Origin of the sequence: Lachnobacterium bovis (genome assembly GCF_900111325.1) — a bacterium.
In the GTDB taxonomy this organism is placed as follows: Bacteria; Bacillota; Clostridia; order Lachnospirales; family Lachnospiraceae; genus Roseburia; species Roseburia bovis_A.
In genome coordinates, this window is sequence record NZ_FOGW01000018.1 from 14998 (window position 1) to 32565 (window position 17568).

At 32.1% G+C, this 17568-nt stretch carries 18 protein-coding genes; 17 read left to right on the forward strand and 1 reads right to left on the reverse strand.

Features of this window, described 5'->3' with window-relative positions; translation table 11 throughout:
* Positions 1-34: 34 nt before the first annotated feature.
* The 17 genes from BMY79_RS08405 to BMY79_RS08485 all read left to right on the forward strand — a co-directional run bounded on the left by BMY79_RS08405 (position 35) and on the right by BMY79_RS08485 (position 16953).
* Positions 35-847 carry a hypothetical protein gene (locus tag BMY79_RS08405; protein ID WP_022747598.1) on the forward strand — a complete coding sequence of 271 codons (813 nt, stop codon included), beginning with the start codon at positions 35-37 and terminating at the stop codon, positions 845-847.
* 74 nt (positions 848-921) lie between these two features.
* Positions 922-2319, forward strand: a complete 1398-nt coding sequence (locus BMY79_RS08410) for a glycine--tRNA ligase (RefSeq protein ID WP_022747596.1) — start codon at positions 922-924, stop codon at positions 2317-2319.
* Positions 2320-2389: 70 nt separating this feature from the next.
* Complete coding sequence (locus tag BMY79_RS08415; RefSeq protein ID WP_022747595.1) at positions 2390-3427, forward strand: GHKL domain-containing protein; 1038 nt, start codon at positions 2390-2392, stop codon at positions 3425-3427.
* A 279-nt stretch (positions 3428-3706) separates the two neighbouring features.
* Positions 3707-6397 (forward strand): pyruvate, phosphate dikinase, encoded by a 2691-nt coding sequence (gene ppdK / locus BMY79_RS08420; RefSeq protein WP_083383514.1) that lies wholly within the window; start codon positions 3707-3709, stop codon positions 6395-6397.
* Between the two features lie 275 nt (positions 6398-6672).
* The gene (locus BMY79_RS08425; protein WP_074730749.1) at positions 6673-7692 is read left to right on the forward strand and encodes a hypothetical protein; all 1020 of its coding nucleotides are present in this window, start codon (positions 6673-6675) and stop codon (positions 7690-7692) included.
* A gap of 5 nt (positions 7693-7697) precedes the next feature.
* Positions 7698-8459, forward strand: a complete 762-nt coding sequence (locus BMY79_RS08430; protein WP_074716433.1) for a hypothetical protein — start codon at positions 7698-7700, stop codon at positions 8457-8459.
* On the forward strand, positions 8460-9260 hold the full coding sequence (locus tag BMY79_RS08435) for an ABC transporter permease (RefSeq protein WP_074730750.1): 801 nt from the start codon (positions 8460-8462) through the stop codon (positions 9258-9260).
* Between the two features lies 1 nt (position 9261).
* Positions 9262-9975 (forward strand): hypothetical protein, encoded by a 714-nt coding sequence (locus BMY79_RS08440; RefSeq protein WP_074730751.1) that lies wholly within the window; start codon positions 9262-9264, stop codon positions 9973-9975.
* On the forward strand, positions 9968-10702 hold the full coding sequence (locus BMY79_RS08445) for a hypothetical protein (protein ID WP_074730752.1): 735 nt from the start codon (positions 9968-9970) through the stop codon (positions 10700-10702). The genes BMY79_RS08440 and BMY79_RS08445 overlap by 8 nt, the downstream gene beginning before the upstream one ends.
* A 66-nt stretch (positions 10703-10768) precedes the next feature.
* Positions 10769-11398, forward strand: a complete 630-nt coding sequence (locus BMY79_RS08450) for an ATP-binding cassette domain-containing protein (protein WP_074730753.1) — start codon at positions 10769-10771, stop codon at positions 11396-11398.
* A gap of 121 nt (positions 11399-11519) precedes the next feature.
* The gene (locus tag BMY79_RS08455; RefSeq protein ID WP_074730754.1) at positions 11520-12518 is read left to right on the forward strand and encodes a helix-turn-helix transcriptional regulator; all 999 of its coding nucleotides are present in this window, start codon (positions 11520-11522) and stop codon (positions 12516-12518) included.
* A gap of 70 nt (positions 12519-12588) precedes the next feature.
* On the forward strand, positions 12589-13290 hold the full coding sequence (locus tag BMY79_RS08460; RefSeq protein WP_074730755.1) for a CPBP family glutamic-type intramembrane protease: 702 nt from the start codon (positions 12589-12591) through the stop codon (positions 13288-13290).
* Between the two features lie 255 nt (positions 13291-13545).
* Complete coding sequence (locus BMY79_RS12195) at positions 13546-13692, forward strand: hypothetical protein (RefSeq protein WP_177176434.1); 147 nt, start codon at positions 13546-13548, stop codon at positions 13690-13692.
* A 255-nt stretch (positions 13693-13947) separates the two neighbouring features.
* Complete coding sequence (locus tag BMY79_RS08470) at positions 13948-14313, forward strand: tyrosine-type recombinase/integrase (RefSeq protein WP_278320625.1); 366 nt, start codon at positions 13948-13950, stop codon at positions 14311-14313.
* A 337-nt stretch (positions 14314-14650) separates the two neighbouring features.
* Positions 14651-14875, forward strand: a complete 225-nt coding sequence (locus tag BMY79_RS08475) for a helix-turn-helix domain-containing protein (RefSeq protein ID WP_074730758.1) — start codon at positions 14651-14653, stop codon at positions 14873-14875.
* 76 nt (positions 14876-14951) lie between these two features.
* A complete protein-coding gene (locus tag BMY79_RS08480; protein ID WP_074730759.1) occupies positions 14952-16460 on the forward strand; it encodes a type I restriction-modification system subunit M in 1509 nt (502 codons plus the stop codon).
* Positions 16450-16953: a restriction endonuclease subunit S gene (locus BMY79_RS08485; RefSeq protein WP_074730760.1), complete on the forward strand. Its 504-nt coding sequence runs from the start codon at positions 16450-16452 to the stop codon at positions 16951-16953. Before BMY79_RS08480 ends, BMY79_RS08485 begins: the two co-directional genes overlap by 11 nt.
* On the opposite strand, the gene BMY79_RS08490 is transcribed toward BMY79_RS08485, so the two are convergent.
* Entirely contained in the window at positions 16950-17567 is a 618-nt protein-coding gene (locus BMY79_RS08490) for a restriction endonuclease subunit S (RefSeq protein ID WP_143065833.1), read from the reverse strand. The two genes, BMY79_RS08485 and BMY79_RS08490, sit on opposite strands and share 4 nt — an antisense overlap.
* Position 17568: the final 1 nt, after the last annotated feature.

Sequence of the window (17568 nt, forward strand, 5' to 3'; positions counted from 1 at the left end):
TGCTCAAATAATGGACATAAGAATGGAGAAAGATATGAGAAAAAAAATAATAGCAATATCAATACTTGTATTGATGCTAGGATTATGTACAGGGTGTGGCAAAAAATATGAGGCAAAAAAAAGTACGTTATTTATAGAAAGTGATGGAGGGGTAGTATCAAAGGATATTGAAGCTTTTGATACACATGAATATAGTAAAAGTAAATTCGAAAAATATGTCAACAGTAGAATCGATTCTTATAATGATCAAGTTGATTCAAAGGCTATCAAACTTAAAGAATTAGAATTTAAAAATGATATGGTTAGTTTGACTTTATCATATAAATCTTACAAGGATTATTCTAAATTTAATAATATAGAATTATTTGTAGGTAGTATTTCTGATGCTATTGCGGAAGGGTATTCAATGGATACTAATTTTGTGAAAGTTGAAGATAATAAGCCTGTAAGTAAGGTTTCATGTAATAAAATATTAGAAAACAATTCTGATAAAATAGTCATAATTAAGGCTAATACTCGCATTAAGATTGATGGTTCTATTAAGTATACGTCTGCTAAAGATGTGAATTTAATTAGTGATGACACCGTTGACATGAAAGAGAATACTAATTTACTAGATGAATTATCTAATAGAAAGTCAGCGGCTAAGAAAGCACAGTTAAAGAAAACAAAAAAAGTAAAAGCTATAAAGAAAAAGAATAGTGTAAATGCTGATGGAAGCGTAGATGAAAAAGACTTAGAAGTTGGAAAAGTAAAAAAGAAAGAGACTAATTTTGTTTTTAAAGAAGACAAATTAAGTACATCATCTCAAATTTCTGATGTTTTTTCATACGTAATATTTGATTAATAATTTTGCTAAAAGTCATTAGGATTATTCCTAATATTTTTATAAAATCACAGAGAATGAGAGGAAAATCTGTTATGGAGAAAACCATGGACAAAATTGTACAAGTAGCTAAGGCAAGAGGATTTGTATATCCAGGCTCTGAAATTTATGGAGGACTTGCTAATACTTGGGATTACGGTAATTTAGGTGTAGAATTAAAAAACAACGTAAAAAAAGCTTGGTGGAAGAAATTCATCCAAGAAAATAAGTATAATGTAGGTGTAGATTGCGCTATTTTAATGAATCCACAGACATGGGTTGCATCAGGTCACTTAGGTGGATTCTCTGATCCACTTATGGATTGTAAAGAATGTCACGAAAGATTTAGAGCAGATAAAATTATTGAAGATTTTGCAGAAAAAAATGACATTGCATTAGAAACATCTGTTGATGGATGGACAAATGAAGCAATGCAGGACTTTATTAAAGATCATGAAATTAAATGTCCATCATGTGGAGCTCATAACTTTACAGAGATTAGACAGTTTAACTTAATGTTTAAAACATTCCAAGGTGTTACAGAAGATGCTAAAAACACAGTATATCTTCGCCCTGAAACAGCACAGGGTATTTTCGTTAACTTTAAAAATGTTCAAAGAACATCTAGAAAGAAAATTCCATTTGGAATTGGACAAGTTGGTAAATCTTTTAGAAATGAGATTACACCAGGTAATTTCACATTCCGTACAAGAGAATTTGAACAGATGGAATTAGAATTCTTCTGCGAGCCAGGAACAGATATGGAATGGTTCCACTATTGGAGAAGCTTCTGTAAAGAATGGTTACTTTCATTAGGTATTAAAGAAGACGAAATTAGATTAAGAGATCATGATCAAGATGAATTATCATTCTACTCAAAGGGAACAACAGATATCGAATTTAAATTCCCATTTGGATGGGGAGAATTATGGGGAATCGCTGATAGAACAGATTATGATTTAAAATGTCATCAAGATGTATCAGGTCAGGATTTAACATACTTTGATGATCAAAAAGGTGAGAAATACTTACCATACGTTATTGAACCATCATTAGGTGCAGATCGTGTTGTATTAGCTTTCTTATGTGCTGCATATGATGAAGAAAATATTGGAACAGAAGAAAAACCAGATGTTAGAACTGTATTCCATTTCCATCCAGCATTAGCACCAGTTAAAATTGGTGTGTTACCACTTTCTAAAAAATTAAACGAGAGTGCAGAAAAAGTATTTGAACAATTATCTAGACAGTATAATTGTGAATATGATGATAGAGGAACAATTGGAAAACGTTACCGTCGTCAAGATGAAATTGGTACACCATTCTGTGTTACATATGATTTTGATTCAGAAGAAGATCATGCAGTAACAGTAAGAGATCGTGATACAATGCAACAAGAAAGAATTAAAATTGAAGATTTAGATGCATATTTTGCAGATAAGTTTAAATTCTAATAATATTTAGTAATTAAGGTAGATCAAGTTACTAAGTGATCTACCTTTTTTATGGGTAATGAGGAAATATATGTTACAGGAAAAAGCGATTTATAGATTTACAGCTGTAATTATTCTTTATGTGTTTTGTACCATTTTTTTCTACATGTGTATGACAGAAAAAATCACACAAGAATATTGCGAGTTAGGATTTATCGGTATTTTAATTCCCTCATTGTTTTTAATGAATATAATGGGAATAAAAAAAGGATTAATAGTTTTTATACCACTTGAATTGGTAACAATCATCTTGATGTGGACTCCCTTCAAAGAGAGAATTAATTTTGGAACGTATGGATTATTAAAGTATTATCCAATTATTTATCCTTCGGTAATATGTATTGCAGGTCTTTTAAATTATGAGCTAATCGAATTTCAAAAAAATAGAAAAGATTTATTAGAACAGCATAATGTACGTAAAAAAGAATATACCTTAAGATATGATGAGCAAGTAATGCTCTATAGAGAAAAAAATAGTATTATTCAAAATTATTATTCAAAAATAAATAGACATATAACTATTTTGATGAATTGCATTGAACAAGGTCAATATGATGAAGCAATGGAATACCTTGAAAGAGTTAAAGGACAAATTGATTATTCAGAAAAAACATATAGTAATTGTGCTAACCAGGTTATTAAAGGTGTACTGACATTATTAGATGAAAAAGCAAGAAGAAATAAATGTAAATTGTTTATAAGAACTTTAGTACCGGTGCAGATTGGTATAGAACCTAAAGAAATTGTTTATATCATGGCTGCTTTGTTAGAAAATGCAATAGAAGCATCTAAAAGGATGTATGAATACCAAGAAGTAGAAAAGGATACTCAGCCGGTTATTCGTTTATATTTAGATTATGATACAGAATCAAGTACAATTGATATAAAGATGGAAAATTACTGCGGAAGAAAGGTGTTTTTTAATGATAAGGGCTTGCCTTTAACTACAAAAGTAAATGGTGGAAGCGGTGTCAAAACAGTTTGTCATATAGTTGATAAATATAATGGAAAAATTAAATTTATTCAGCATGGAAAAACATTTATAACAAGAATTCAAATTAAGTGTTAATTAACAATTAATTGAATTCTTTTTTTTATACTTAAAATGTCAGAAAACTATAAAAAGAAATGAAAAGATATATGATAATACAAACGCAATAATGTTGTATACAAAAAATAAATAAAAAAATAAATAAAATTCAAAAAAAGACTTGTAAAACAATCTAAGTGTGATAAAATTAAATGTGTACGATATTACTAAAAAATCGCACGAAAAATAGTATTGGTTATACATTTTACTGAAAAATGTTAAAAGAGGGTAAAAAGAAGTATTAGGAGGATGTGTAAAATGGCAAAAAAATGGGTTTATTTATTCACAGAAGGTAACGCTGACATGAGAGAGTTACTTGGAGGAAAAGGAGCTAACTTAGCAGAGATGACTAACATCGGTCTACCAGTTCCTCAGGGATTCACAATTACTACTGAGGCATGTACACAGTACTATGAGGATGGTAGAGAAATTAACGATGAAATTCGTGGACAGATTAACGAGTATATTGAAAAAATGGAAAAAATTACAGGTAAAAAATTTGGAGACAAAGAAAATCCTTTACTTGTTTCAGTACGTTCAGGAGCTAGAGCTTCAATGCCTGGTATGATGGATACAATTTTAAACTTAGGTTTAAATGAAGATGTAGTCGATGTAATTTCTAAAAAATCTAATAATCCAAGATGGGCATGGGATTGCTACAGACGTTTTATTCAAATGTATTCAGACGTTGTAATGGAAGTTGGTAAAAAATATTTTGAAGAATTAATCGACAAAATGAAAGATAATCGTGGAGTTAAACAAGATGTTGAACTTACAGCTGATGATTTGAAAGAATTAGCATATCAGTTTAAAGATGAATATAAAGAAAAAGTAGGAGAACCATTCCCAGATGATCCAAAAGAACAGTTAATGGGAGCTATTAAAGCTGTATTCCGTTCATGGGATAACCCAAGAGCTAACGTATATAGAAGAGATAATGATATTCCTTATTCATGGGGAACAGCTGTAAACGTTCAGTCAATGGCATTTGGTAACATGGGAGATGATTGTGGAACAGGTGTAGCATTCACAAGAGATCCTGCAACAGGTGAAAGAGGCTTATTTGGTGAATTCTTAACAAATGCCCAAGGTGAAGACGTAGTAGCCGGTGTAAGAACACCAATGAGAATCAGTGAAATGGAACAGAAGTTCCCAGAAGCATTTGCACAGTTTAAAGATGTTTGTCAGATCCTTGAAAAACATTATAGAGATATGCAGGATATGGAATTTACTGTAGAAAATGGTAAATTATATATGTTACAGACAAGAAACGGAAAGAGAACTGCTCAGGCTGCATTAAAGATTGCTTGTGATTTAGTTGATGAAGGAATGAGAACAGAAGAAGAAGCTGTATCAATGATTGATCCTCGTAACTTAGATACATTATTACATCCACAGTTTGATGTAAAAGCATTAAAAGCAGCAACTCCAATGGGTAAAGGCCTAGGAGCTTCTCCTGGTGCAGCATGTGGTAAAGTAGTATTTACAGCTGACGATGCTGTAGAATGGGCTAACAGGGGTGAAGATGTTATTCTTGTTCGTTTAGAGACATCACCAGAAGATATCACAGGTATGAAGTCTGCTCAAGGTATCTTAACAGTTCGTGGTGGTATGACATCACACGCAGCAGTAGTCGCAAGAGGTATGGGCGAATGTTGTGTAGCTGGTTGTGGAGATATCACAATGGATGAAGAAAATAAACGCTTTAAATTAGGTGGAAAAGAATATCATGAAGGAGACATTATCTCAATTGATGGTTCAACAGGTAACATTTATGATGGTGTAATTCCAACAGTTGATGCTCAAATTGCAGGTGAATTTGGAAGAATCATGGCTTGGGCAGATAAATTTAGAAGATTAAAAGTTAGAACAAATGCAGATACTCCTCGTGATGCTAAGAAAGCAAGAGAATTAGGAGCAGAAGGTATTGGTTTATGTAGAACAGAGCATATGTTCTTTGAGGCTGATAGGATTGCAGCATTTAGAGAAATGATTTGTTCAGATACAGTAGAAGAAAGAGTTGAAGCACTCGATAAGATTTTACCTTACCAGCAAGGTGACTTTAAAGCACTTTATGAAGCACTTGAAGGAAATCCTGTTACAATTAGATTCCTTGATCCACCACTTCATGAGTTTGTTCCAACAGAAGAAGCTGATATCAAAAAATTAGCAGAAGCAAAAGGAAAATCTGTTGATGAAATTAAAGACATTATTGAAGGATTACATGAATTTAACCCAATGATGGGACACAGAGGATGTAGATTAACAGTTGCTTATCCTGAAATTGCAAGAATGCAGACAAAAGCTGTAATTCGTGCAGCAATCGAAGTTCATAATGAACATAAAGATTGGGATTTACGTCCAGAAATCATGATTCCACTTGTATGTGATGTAAAAGAATTAAAATTCGTTAAGAAAATTGTTGTAGAAACAGCAGATGAGGAAATTAGAAAAGCAAATAGCGATATCAAATATGAAGTAGGTACAATGATTGAAATTCCAAGAGCTGCACTTACAGCTAATGAAATTGCAAGCGAAGCTGATTTCTTCTGCTTTGGTACAAACGATTTAACACAGATGACATATGGATTCTCAAGAGATGATGCTGGAAAATTCTTAGATGCATACTATGATAATAAGATTTTTGAAAACGATCCATTCTCTAAATTAGATCAGACAGGTGTTGGTAAATTGTTAGAAATGACAATTAAACTTGGTAGACCAGTTAATCCATCATTACATATTGGTATTTGTGGAGAACATGGAGGAGATCCATCATCAGTTGAGTTCTGTCATAAGATTGGCTTAGATTATGTAAGCTGTAGCCCATTCCGCGTACCTATCGCAAGACTCGCCGCAGCACAGGCTGCTATTAAAGAAAGAGAAGAAAGAAAATCAATGGAGATTTTATTATCTTCAAAAAGCAAAAAAGAAAAAGTTTTAGTTTAAAAAAGTAGTACATAAAATTATATATAAACATAAAATTATGAAAGCAATAATATAATAAAATCCAAGAAAACCAAGGCAGAGTAGGACTTGAAAAAGTTCAAAATGTCTTGGTTTTTTATAGTGCAATAGCTTTAGAAAATTGAAAAATAAAGATCAAAAGGAGTGAAAAATTTATATAAAATGTTATTGCATAATCTTTTGTGTTGGGTTACGATTATATATGTGAAAAATGATAGTTGTATAAACACAGAATCTGTATATATTGGGAGAAGATAATGAGAAAAAAATACGAGAAAGTAGGGCTTAGAACAATTGTAGGAGTTGTTGTATTTACAATTGTAGTGCTAGGCGGAATACTTTTTATACAGCGTCGTTTGACTGGCGAGGAGACAAAACTTACAAAATGTAAATATGAAAAGATTGAATTTTCGGAGTTAGCAGATATAATCGAAAACGACAAGTCTAATTTACGACAGAATATCGAATCAAAAACATATAAAATACTCGGTAAATATCGAGGTGGTAAAGTTTACAATTATAAATATAAGTTAAATCAATGGTTTCAAACAAAGAAAGTTAACGTTGCTTTGTGTTCTTTTTGTGTAAAAAAGAATGATGAATCAAAATGGACGAACGATGATTACAATAAATTTAAAGCATTATATTCAAAAGGGAAAATAACAGTGGATTTTTTGATAAATGGAAGTGTTATCGAACCTAGATTTATTCTTTCCGCTAATAAAAAAGAATTGATAGTCAAAGGCGGAATATATTATAATTCTTTGGGTTTGAAATTAAATAAAACAGGCAGCTCTAGATTTATCGAAGAAGTAGATATAGATGAAAATAGGGGGAGCGAGGATAACAAAATACGTTTTGCATGTCCTGATAAGTGTGCTACTGACAAAACATTAGAATATAAGGGAAACAACAAAGAATATGTCAATAAAATAGAAATCAACTCATACGGTATTAATATTGAATTAAATATTTCAAAACAAATTAGTGAGTATAAGAAAAAATTAGAAAAATTAAAACCAAATGAGAATGAAGAAAGTGTAGGATATGACATATGTGATTCTGTAGTAATAAAATATAAGGATGGCAATACAAAACAATACTACACAAAGGATTTAATAGCTTCGAACTCAAGAGTGTCATTTCAAGATGCTGATATGACGGATGAATTTGTTAGCGAAAAACAAAAAAAAGCTGCAATAACGGTCATACGAGACATAGATATAGATAATGTTGTTTCAGTGTTTATTAATAATAAAGAGTATAAAATGAGGTAAGTGAAGTGAAACAGTATACATGGAAAAATGAGCAGAGGAAAAAAATTACAATATTTCTTTTGTCATTAATTGTAATAATTTTTATAGTAGCTGCAATATTTGGAGAATACACAAAACGAAGTTTTAGAAATGATATTAAAAATAACCATTTTTTCAAAGATAAAAAAATTATTCTATCAACATATAGTCAAGAACTTGGTTGTAACAACGATGGGTATGCGTATGATGGAGACATTTCATCCGTTGAGGATTTGATAAATATAAGCGATTGCGTGGTAAAAATTAAATTGATAGATGCTGATAAAAGACAAAAATGTACTACATCATTACTTTCTAAGGTTAAAGTCCTTGAAGTATATAAGGGTAAGCTTTTAAAAAAACAAAATATAATGTTGCTTGAATTTATTGAGCCAACAAAAAATCAGATTATGTCTGTAAATGGTTATAATGCACTTAAAGAAGGTAAAGAATATATAGTTTTCTTGAAAAAATTTAAAAATCGTAATTATTCAATTGAACATAATTCTGGAGAAAAAATGGATACAGATAGCATATATGCTCCTGTGTCACCAATTCTAGGAAAATATCCTACAAATAATTCCTATAAAAAAGTAAAAACACTTGAAAAAAAGAGATTAAACCAAGAAAGTAAGCCATATAAATATAATACAGTGAAAAATTATGAAATTTTTACAGATAGTTCTAAAGTCTTAAACAAATATATTTATATAGGTAATCAGGTTTATAAAAGGTATGGAGGAAAATAGATGGGAATGTTCAAAGAAGAATTACTAAAAATCTTTAGAAGAAAGCAATATATAATTAGTTTTTTTGTAATGTGTATTGCAGCAATTGGTTATTATGTATGTATTTGTCAAAGAGTATATGGGTGGGATCTTTCAATGGTTAGACCAGCTTATATTAATAATGTTATTTATGCAGAACAGTTAGCATTTCCACAGCAATTTTTTGTTATGTTATTGCCAATTGTTGTATGTATTGCAACTGCAGATATATATTTCGAAGAATATAAAAAAGGCATAAGCAATTATATTTTTTTAAGAACATCTTCTATAAAAAATCTTTTGAGTAAGCTAGCTGCAATTGTTATTGCAACTGTTATATTAGTCGCAATTCCATTGGCACTTAACATGATTCTTACATTAATAACATTTCCAATACAAGGAGCATATACTAATACTGAGACTTATTTGTCATTTGTGGTAAAAAACGAATTGCAGTTTGAGGAATTATTAGTTAAAGAACCATATATTAATTTTTTGGTGTATTCGTTAATAAGAATAATGACTGCTGTATGTTATGCAGTTTTTGCTTTTGGATTTTCAACATTATATACAGAAAACAGATATATAATTCTCTTATCAGGAGTGCTGTATTATTATGCATTTCAGATTTTAGGTTTACTTTTTCCAAATGATATTTTTAGAATAAACATATATAATACTAATGGAACAAATCAAAGTATTTTAGGTACATTAATTTTTATATGTACAGGAATTGTTTTAGGTATAGTAATGACAATAATTGGAAGTAAGAGGGAACTTTAATATGATTAAAGCAGAATTAAAAAGAATATTACAAGCAGTAGTGCTAATTAGCATCTTATTATATGGAATCATGTATTATATTGTTAGTGACGTTGATGTAAATCAATATAATTTTGTAAAATGCATGGAATGCGTTTTCAATTATAGGTTATTCATAGGCGTATATAGTTTAATATTCCTTTTCGTGATTTGTATGTATTTAAAAAGAGCTGTAGTAGTAGAAAAAATTATTAAATTGTCAGATATAGATGATTATATTTGGTTTTTAGAGAAAAAAATAATGATGATTTCAGCAGGATATTCAGCAATAATTACGATATTGTGGGGAGAAATATCCATAAATTTATTTGGTTTGGAAAAAATTGATAGTTTACTGCTTTTTAAAATGTTTATTACACAATTTGTAGGGTGGTTATTGCTATCAAGTCTAAGCTTGCTAGTCATGTTTATCTTTGTAAAACCAGTTATTACTTTTGCAATATTAGAGGCATTGACAATACTTTTGAATTTTAGATTCGATTTATCTAAGTCTGGAAAATTGGATTATTTTCAAGTTAGAGAGTATATGTATGGGTTTATGAATCAAGGATTATATATTAATTTAGCAAAAACATTCTTTTATTTTGGGTGTATCGTAGTAATATATGTAGTTACAGTGAAAATCGCACAAAAAAGAGATTTTTTGGCAGGAAAGGCGAGAGTAAACAATGAATAAAAGAATTATAGTGTTATTAGGAGTACTAATAGTTATAGGTGGATTTATTCCATCTGACACAAAAAATATATATGCATTAGTTTTGGATATTTTTAACATTAGGAAAGGAATTGCGGATGCATATGTATTTGAATCAATGATGAGATTTTTGTTACCCCAAATAATATTTTTTGCTTGTTTTGGAGATTATTTTAATACTAATATAATTAACAATGCATGTATGCTTTTTATAAGAAACAAAAAAAATAATTACGTAGTAAATAAGTACGCTAAGATGCTGTTAATTAAAGTAGTGGTTTCAGTGTTGAGCGTTTATGCAATTATTATTTTTCTAAGAATATTACAAAGCAGAAACTTAGAATTAAATTGTGTTGTTTTATTATTGTTTTGGGTTGTTAACTATGCAGTTTATATGGCATTTTCAATAATGGTTGCTAATGTTTTAGCTATTTTTGTGGGAGCAGCAGAGGCAACGGCAATAGTTTTTTTCGTAAAAATTGTTGAAGTAATGATACTAGCAAAAGCAGTTGATAATAACATATATGATAAAATTTCAAAAGTTATTCCAATAAGTATTATTGCTGGCAGAACTAATTATTTAGAAAAAAATGTAACTAAAACAGTATTTTTTCAGTATTTTTTAATTCCGTTTATTGTAGGGGCAATATTATGTTTGGTAACAATTAGAATATGCGGTCGCCTATTAAATCATAAAGAGTGGTTTTGATAGAGTTAAGTAGGTAAAAAGAGTAAATTTGATAAAGTTAAGTATGCAACAGGTAAGGAGAACAGTATGCAAAAAATTATTTTAAATAATGTTTCTAAGATAATTAAAGGACGAACAGTCCTTTCTGATATTAACATAAAATTAGAAGGTGGAACAATTTATGGACTTTCCGGAATAAATGGATCAGGAAAAACGATGCTTCTTCGTATGATAGCGGGCCTTATTAAGCCTACAACAGGTGCAGTTTTTATAAATGAAAAGGAATTACACAAAGATATGGATTTTCCAGAAGATGTTGGTGCCTTAATAGAAAACCCAGATTTTTGGCCAAGTTATACAGGAGAAGAAGCGCTTTATTCGATTGCAAAAATAAAAAAGCAAATAGGAATACCTGAAATCCAAAAAACGTTAGAATATGTTGGCTTAAAGCCAAATGATTCACGTACCATAAAAAAATATTCTCTTGGTATGAAAAAACGTTTAGGCATAGCTCAAGCCATAATGGAGAATCCCAAGATTTTGCTCTTAGATGAACCATGCAATGCACTAGATTCCGAAGGTGAAAAGATGGTGAGTCAACTCCTTCAAAAGAAAAAGGAAGAAGGTGCAATTGTTGTTATCGCAAGCCATGCACAAAATGATTTGGCATTGTGTGATTATATTTTTGAAGTGAGGGATGGGAAGATAGAATCTTGAGAAGAACTTTTATTGGATATAAGTCCTTTAAAATGTGCATCATATGATATAATTGACATAACGATGTTGACTATATCAGACAAGGCAGAGTGTCTGACTAATATAAAAGGGGGACTTTAATATGTCGAGAGGCACAAATCAAAAGTTTAAGTTCACTTATCTGATGAAAATGATGCAGGAAAAGACTGATGATGATCACGCTCTTACAATGCCGCAGATTAGGAAAGAACTTGAAAAATATGGTGTGACTGCAGAACGAAAAAGTATCTATGCAGACTTTGCGGATATGGAAAAGTTCGGTGTAGAGATTATTAAGGAGCAGATTGGACGTGAAACGTATTATCACGTTGGAACAAGAGCGTTTGAACTTGCAGAGGTGAAGCTTTTAGTTGATGCAATTCAATCATCAAAGTTTATTACGCAGACTAAGTCGAGAAAGCTTATCACCAAGATGAAGTCATTTGTTAGCCAGTATCAAGGAAGCACATTACAGCGTCAGGTCATTATTAATGATCGTGTAAAATCTATGAATGAAAGTGTTTTCTATAATGTGGATGAGGTCTATACAGCAATTAATGAAAATAAGAAAATCCGATTTAAGTATTACAAGTGGGATATCAATAAAAAGCTGATTGCGCGTAAAGGCGGCGATTGGTTTGAACTCAGTCCATGGGGACTAACCTGGGCAGATGAGAATTACTATATGATTGCTTATGATGAGTGGGATGGTAATGTTAAAACTTATCGAGTAGACAAGATGATGAGAATCTCGATTTTAGATGAAAAGCGTGAAGGACAGAAAGAGTTTAAGGCATTTGATATGTCTAAGCTTTCAAAAACAACTTTTGGGATGTATGGCGGTCATAAGAAAAGAGTGAAGATTCAATTTGAAAATAGTATGTGTGGAGTTTTTCTAGACCGCTTTGGAAAAGAAGATATTAATTTTAAACCTATCGGGGAAAATTGGAGCGAGTTTAGTGTTGAAGTCAGTGTAAGCCAACATTTCTTTGGATGGCTGTTTGGCATGGGACCTAAAGTTAGACTTGTTGGACCGGATGATGTGGTTGAAGAATTAAAAGAATATGGAAAAGCATATTTTGAAGGCATGGAGGGAAAGTAAAAATGGCAAAGTTAGAAATATTACCTAAGAGGTTAGATGTATTATAAAAAATTGTTACGGAGATGGGGGTATGCTTCCATCACTTTTAGGAGGCATTTTTGTCGCTGTTTTATACAAAAAAGAGAATATTAAAGATTTCTTCAAAAGATGTCTTGTACCGGATAAAAGAAGTATTTTAGCTATATTTATCAGCTTGCTTCTCATATTTATTGAGTGCTTTGTAACACAGACAATATCCAAGATGAATGGAGGAGAAAATCTCGGATTTGAGGGGCTAAAACTTATTGCGGGAAATCCATTAATGTTTTTCTATTTCCTGTTTTGGGGGCTGATATCAGGACCATTCTCTGAAGAGTTTGGCTGGAGAGGCTTTCTCTCAGATATGGTAATCAATAAAAAGAATGTTGTAAAAGGTTCGATAATTATTGGATTAATCTGGGGAATATGGCATTTACCACTGTTCTTTTATCCTGCTCAGATTCAGTATGAATGGGCTCATTCGAACATGCTTTTAGCGGTATGCTTTGTATTTATGTGTGTAACAAATTCCCTTGTATATAGTTCGATATATGTTATTTCACACAGAAAAGTCTTTCCAATATTCTTTTTACATATGTTTGAAAATATTGTTCTTACAGGAGCAATAATCTATCCATTCAGTGATGTTTACAAAACACTGGTTAATCCGGTTTCAATTGTACTTGATATAGTATTTTTTGTAATCATTACCAGAACAAGATTATATAAAGATAGTCTTGAAGCCATGAATTAAATTTCAATAAATGCGCCCTCGCAGTAATGCGGGGGCGTACCTGTCAACATTTTTAAAACTGTCTAAATCAATCATCATAAGGGCGCCGGCATTATTTTTTGCGAGTAAATCAATTTCTTCTTGTGAAGAAGCTTTGCTTAGAAGTCCTGTCATGGGGGCTGCTACAGCAGCTTTTTTTTGCGCTTTTTGAGCTGGTATTTTTAACGTACAGGTCAGAGAGTAAAGTGATAACATCAAAAGAATTGTTATGAACGAATGAAAGCAGGAGGTGTTGAAATGTTTGGATTTGATTGGACAGGTGATGGGAAAGAAAGTTTAATCGATGATCTGATTACTTTGAAACTTTTGGGACGTTTGGATGATGAAGATGAGTCAGACGAAGAGAATGAAGATGATGAATAGAATTATATATTGGCTTCAACGGAAAAAACGTTTCTAGTGCAGAGACATTTAAGAAGTTTATTAATAATGAAAAGGCAACAAAATTCTATATTGATAGCAAGTGCGCATGCAAGATGCAGCCGGATCGTGACACGGTTTAACTTTGGCTTGATAGTGGGTTTACGGATTATTATGGCAACCCAATTATGATTTCTTTGCTTAATTCATATGGAGGGTATCGTGGGCATTACTTTGGATCATTTCAGACTCTTTCAAATGTTTTATGCAGTCTACAAGAAAAACAAAATCCGAATGAACGATGACACGATAAGGAAACGTTTACGTGTATATGTACCAATAGCCAGAGAAAAGTGCTCGTCAGTCCCTGAACACATACATCCACATCTTTTTAGACATTCAAGGGCAATGCATCTTTATCAGCACGGAATGGATCTGTCACTAGTATCTCAGTGGCTTGGACATGAACAACTTCGGACAACTCTTACTTATGCTTATGCTGACACAAATCATAAGAGAACCGCTATTGAGAAAACGATGGGTGCTACATTTGACAAAGATGGCACAATCAAACCTTATATCGTAGAAGATGAGGAGACCTTAAAACATCTTTATGGTCTTTAAAGTTATCTCGAAAACTTTTGAACTGATGTTGTATGAAATGCAGTGTTTATGGCTTTGTTCGAGATAACAATTCTTTCTAGACAACGATTTTGCGTAGCCGCACCCTAACACCATCAAAGATGTTGCCGCGCGAAGCGGTATGAAGACCGTGATAAGATAATCACAAATAATGTTAAAAAATAAAACTAATTAGATATTAGTTCGAAATTGACTTTCGAAAAGTCGAAAATTGTATTTGATATTGTGCGAATGTGGGCGTATAATGTACATTAGTACTATTTATGAGGACTTTCGGGTCCTTTACCAAGATGGGTAATCCCCATAAGAGAGGAATTATATGGCTGTATCTTATAACGGATTATGGAAATTATTGATCGACAAGAACATGAAAAAGATGGATCTTGTTAAGAACGAAAACATCGGAATCAGTAGCAGTACACTTGTCAAGATGAGCAGGGGTGCGACTGTGTCTATGAGTATCTTGGAGAAGATATGTTTGGAATTGGATTGCGATTTCGGCGACATAATAAGTATTGATAAGAGCAATAAATTTGATAAATGAAGTTGAATGTCCGTTTTTTAGGACAGAAAGAGATGTAATATTTTATTTGTAAAAAATTCTTGGAGGAAACATAATAATGGCAAATAAGACAAATGCAAATATTGGTTTTGAAAAACAACTGTGGGATGCCGCATGTGTGTTATGGGGACATATTCCTGCGGCGGAGTATAGAAAAGTAATCATTGGATTGATTTTTCTTAGATATATTTCTGCGGCTTTTGAAAAGAGATACCAGGAGCTTGTAGAAGAAGGTGACGGATTTGAAGATGACATTGATGCATACACAATGGAGAATGTCTTCTTTGTTCCAGAAGAAGCAAGATGGAGTACAATCGCAGCTGCAGCTCATACACCTGAAATTGGAACAGTGATTGATAATGCTATGCGAGCAATCGAAAAAGATAATAAAGTTCTTAAAAATGTATTACCTAAGAACTATGCGAGTCCAGATCTTGATAAGAGAGTTCTTGGTGAGGTTGTAGATATCTTTACAAACAATATTGATATGAGTGACACTGAGGCAAGTGAAGATCTTCTTGGACGTACTTACGAATATTGTATTGCACAGTTTGCAGAAAAAGAAGGTGTAGGTGGTGGAGAATTCTACACACCTTCAAGCGTAGTTAAGACATTGGTTTCTATTCTCAGACCTTTTGAAAACTGTCGTGTATATGATTGCTGCTGTGGATCAGGTGGTATGTTTGTTCAGAGTGCAAAGTTTATTGAAGCTCATTCTGGCAATAGAGGATCTATCTCTGTATATGGTCAGGAAGCAAATGCAGATACATGGAAGATGGCAAAAATTAATATGGCTATTCGTGGTATTGATGCAGACTTTGGACCATATCAGGCTGATACATTTACTAACGATTTACATCCTACCCTTAAGGCGGATTTCATTCTTGCCAATCCACCATTTAATTATCATCCTTGGAATCAGGAAAAATTGTTAGATGATGTTAGATGGAAGTATGGATTACCACCTGCAGGAAATGCAAACTATGCATGGATTCAGCACATGATTCATCACTTGGCACCAAACGGAAAGATTGGTTTGGTACTTGCAAATGGAGCTTTATCTACGCAGACAAGTGGTGAAGGAGAGATTAGAAAAAATATTATAGAGGATGATTTAGTTGAAGGTATTATTGCAATGCCTACTCAGTTATTCTATAGCGTTACTATTCCGGTAACACTTTGGTTTATTTCTAAAAATAAACAGCAGAAGGGAAAGACACTGTTTATTGATGCTAGAAATATGGGCCACATGGTGGATCGTAAGCATCGTGATTTTGCTGATAAAGATATTCAGGAGCTTGCTGATACATTTGAAGCTTTTCAGAATGGCGAACTTAAAGATAAAAGAGGATTCTGTGCAGTAGCATCTTTGGAAGATATTGCTAAGCAGGATTATATTCTTACTCCGGGCAGATATGTAGGTATTAAAGAACAAGAAGATGACGGTGAACCATTTGAAGAAAAAATGGGTAGATTAACATCAGAACTTTCTGATATGTTTGCAAAATCTCATGAGCTGGAAGATGAGATTAGAAGAAAGTTGGGGGCTATCGGATATGAGTTATAAACTTGAAGATATATGTGATTATGTTAAAGAAAAAATAGATATTTCTCTGATAGATGAGAATACATATATTTCAACAGAGAATATGCTTCCTGATAAAGGGGGAATTACAGAGGCTTCATCTTTACCTTCAGCCGATAAGACGCAGGCATTTAAATCTGGTGATGTTTTGGTATCAAATATTAGGCCGTACTTTAAGAAAATATGGTATTCAACCTTTGATGGTGGATGCTCCAATGATGTGTTGGTATTTAGAGCAAAAGAAGGAGTGTCAAAACGCTTTCTTTATTACGTTTTAGCAGACGATACATTTTTCTCTTATTCAATGTCAACAGCAAAAGGAACAAAGATGCCTAGAGGCGATAAGAAGGCATTGATGAAATATGATGTTCCTAATATTTCATATGAGGAACAAGTTAAGATAGCGAGTGTATTAGATGTTATTGATAAAAAAATATTTGTAAATGAAGAGATAAACGATAATTTAGCGGCTTAAAGGTCAATACCTGATACATCAATCTCACCAGACATTAAACGCGGCAAAAGTGTATCTCTAGTAGAACAAAGCAATGAATTCTCACAAATATTGTGATATTGCATATCCGCATAGTAAGAGAGTTGTTTAATCAGATTATGAATCGAATCATATTCTGGATATGGAACTTGTACATCCTTTATATTGTCAATCGTTATTTGTGGTTGAGCCGAACCTGTTGCATATGAATATAAAGGATTTTCCAACAAGTATTGTTTAATAAAGTGAAAATACCTGTAATCATTTAATTCAAGCACTAAAGAATTGTTTGTCACAAAGCTTTTAGGATAAGACACCAATATGTTACCAGATGCAGCTCCTCGACAAGAAACAAGTATTTGCGGGGTTTCGTAAAGATAGCTATTATAGCTACCAATTATTCCGTTTCCACCAAAAACAGGAAATCCGGTTGGTAACAACTCTTTTGTTGGAAGTCCCTTACCATATTTTATAGTTGCAATATCAGATAAAGCTTTCATAGGGTAGCTATCACCTGAAGAATAATATGAATTAAATAAAACGATTGATTGCTGACGTAAATTATCGTTTACATTAATAAAAGTTAAAGGAGACAAG

Excerpts from the sequence above, each read along its gene's own strand:
- ppdK (WP_083383514.1), top strand. The coding sequence starts at position 3,707 with ATGGCAAAAAAATGGGTTTATTTATTCACAGAAGGTAACGCTGACATG.
- BMY79_RS08445 (WP_074730752.1), top strand. The coding sequence starts at position 9,968 with ATGAATAAAAGAATTATAGTGTTATTAGGAGTACTAATAGTTATAGGT.
- BMY79_RS08440 (WP_074730751.1), top strand. The coding sequence starts at position 9,262 with ATGATTAAAGCAGAATTAAAAAGAATATTACAAGCAGTAGTGCTAATT.
- BMY79_RS08415 (WP_022747595.1), top strand. The coding sequence starts at position 2,390 with ATGTTACAGGAAAAAGCGATTTATAGATTTACAGCTGTAATTATTCTT.
- BMY79_RS12195 (WP_177176434.1), top strand. The coding sequence starts at position 13,546 with ATGAAAGCAGGAGGTGTTGAAATGTTTGGATTTGATTGGACAGGTGAT.
- BMY79_RS08405 (WP_022747598.1), top strand. The coding sequence starts at position 35 with ATGAGAAAAAAAATAATAGCAATATCAATACTTGTATTGATGCTAGGA.
- BMY79_RS08410 (WP_022747596.1), top strand. The coding sequence starts at position 922 with ATGGAGAAAACCATGGACAAAATTGTACAAGTAGCTAAGGCAAGAGGA.
- BMY79_RS08475 (WP_074730758.1), top strand. The coding sequence starts at position 14,651 with ATGGCTGTATCTTATAACGGATTATGGAAATTATTGATCGACAAGAAC.
- BMY79_RS08470 (WP_278320625.1), top strand. The coding sequence starts at position 13,948 with ATGTTTTATGCAGTCTACAAGAAAAACAAAATCCGAATGAACGATGAC.
- BMY79_RS08450 (WP_074730753.1), top strand. The coding sequence starts at position 10,769 with ATGCAAAAAATTATTTTAAATAATGTTTCTAAGATAATTAAAGGACGA.
- BMY79_RS08435 (WP_074730750.1), top strand. The coding sequence starts at position 8,460 with ATGGGAATGTTCAAAGAAGAATTACTAAAAATCTTTAGAAGAAAGCAA.
- BMY79_RS08425 (WP_074730749.1), top strand. The coding sequence starts at position 6,673 with ATGAGAAAAAAATACGAGAAAGTAGGGCTTAGAACAATTGTAGGAGTT.
- BMY79_RS08485 (WP_074730760.1), top strand. The coding sequence starts at position 16,450 with ATGAGTTATAAACTTGAAGATATATGTGATTATGTTAAAGAAAAAATA.
- BMY79_RS08460 (WP_074730755.1), top strand. The coding sequence starts at position 12,589 with ATGCTTCCATCACTTTTAGGAGGCATTTTTGTCGCTGTTTTATACAAA.
- BMY79_RS08455 (WP_074730754.1), top strand. The coding sequence starts at position 11,520 with ATGTCGAGAGGCACAAATCAAAAGTTTAAGTTCACTTATCTGATGAAA.
- BMY79_RS08480 (WP_074730759.1), top strand. The coding sequence starts at position 14,952 with ATGGCAAATAAGACAAATGCAAATATTGGTTTTGAAAAACAACTGTGG.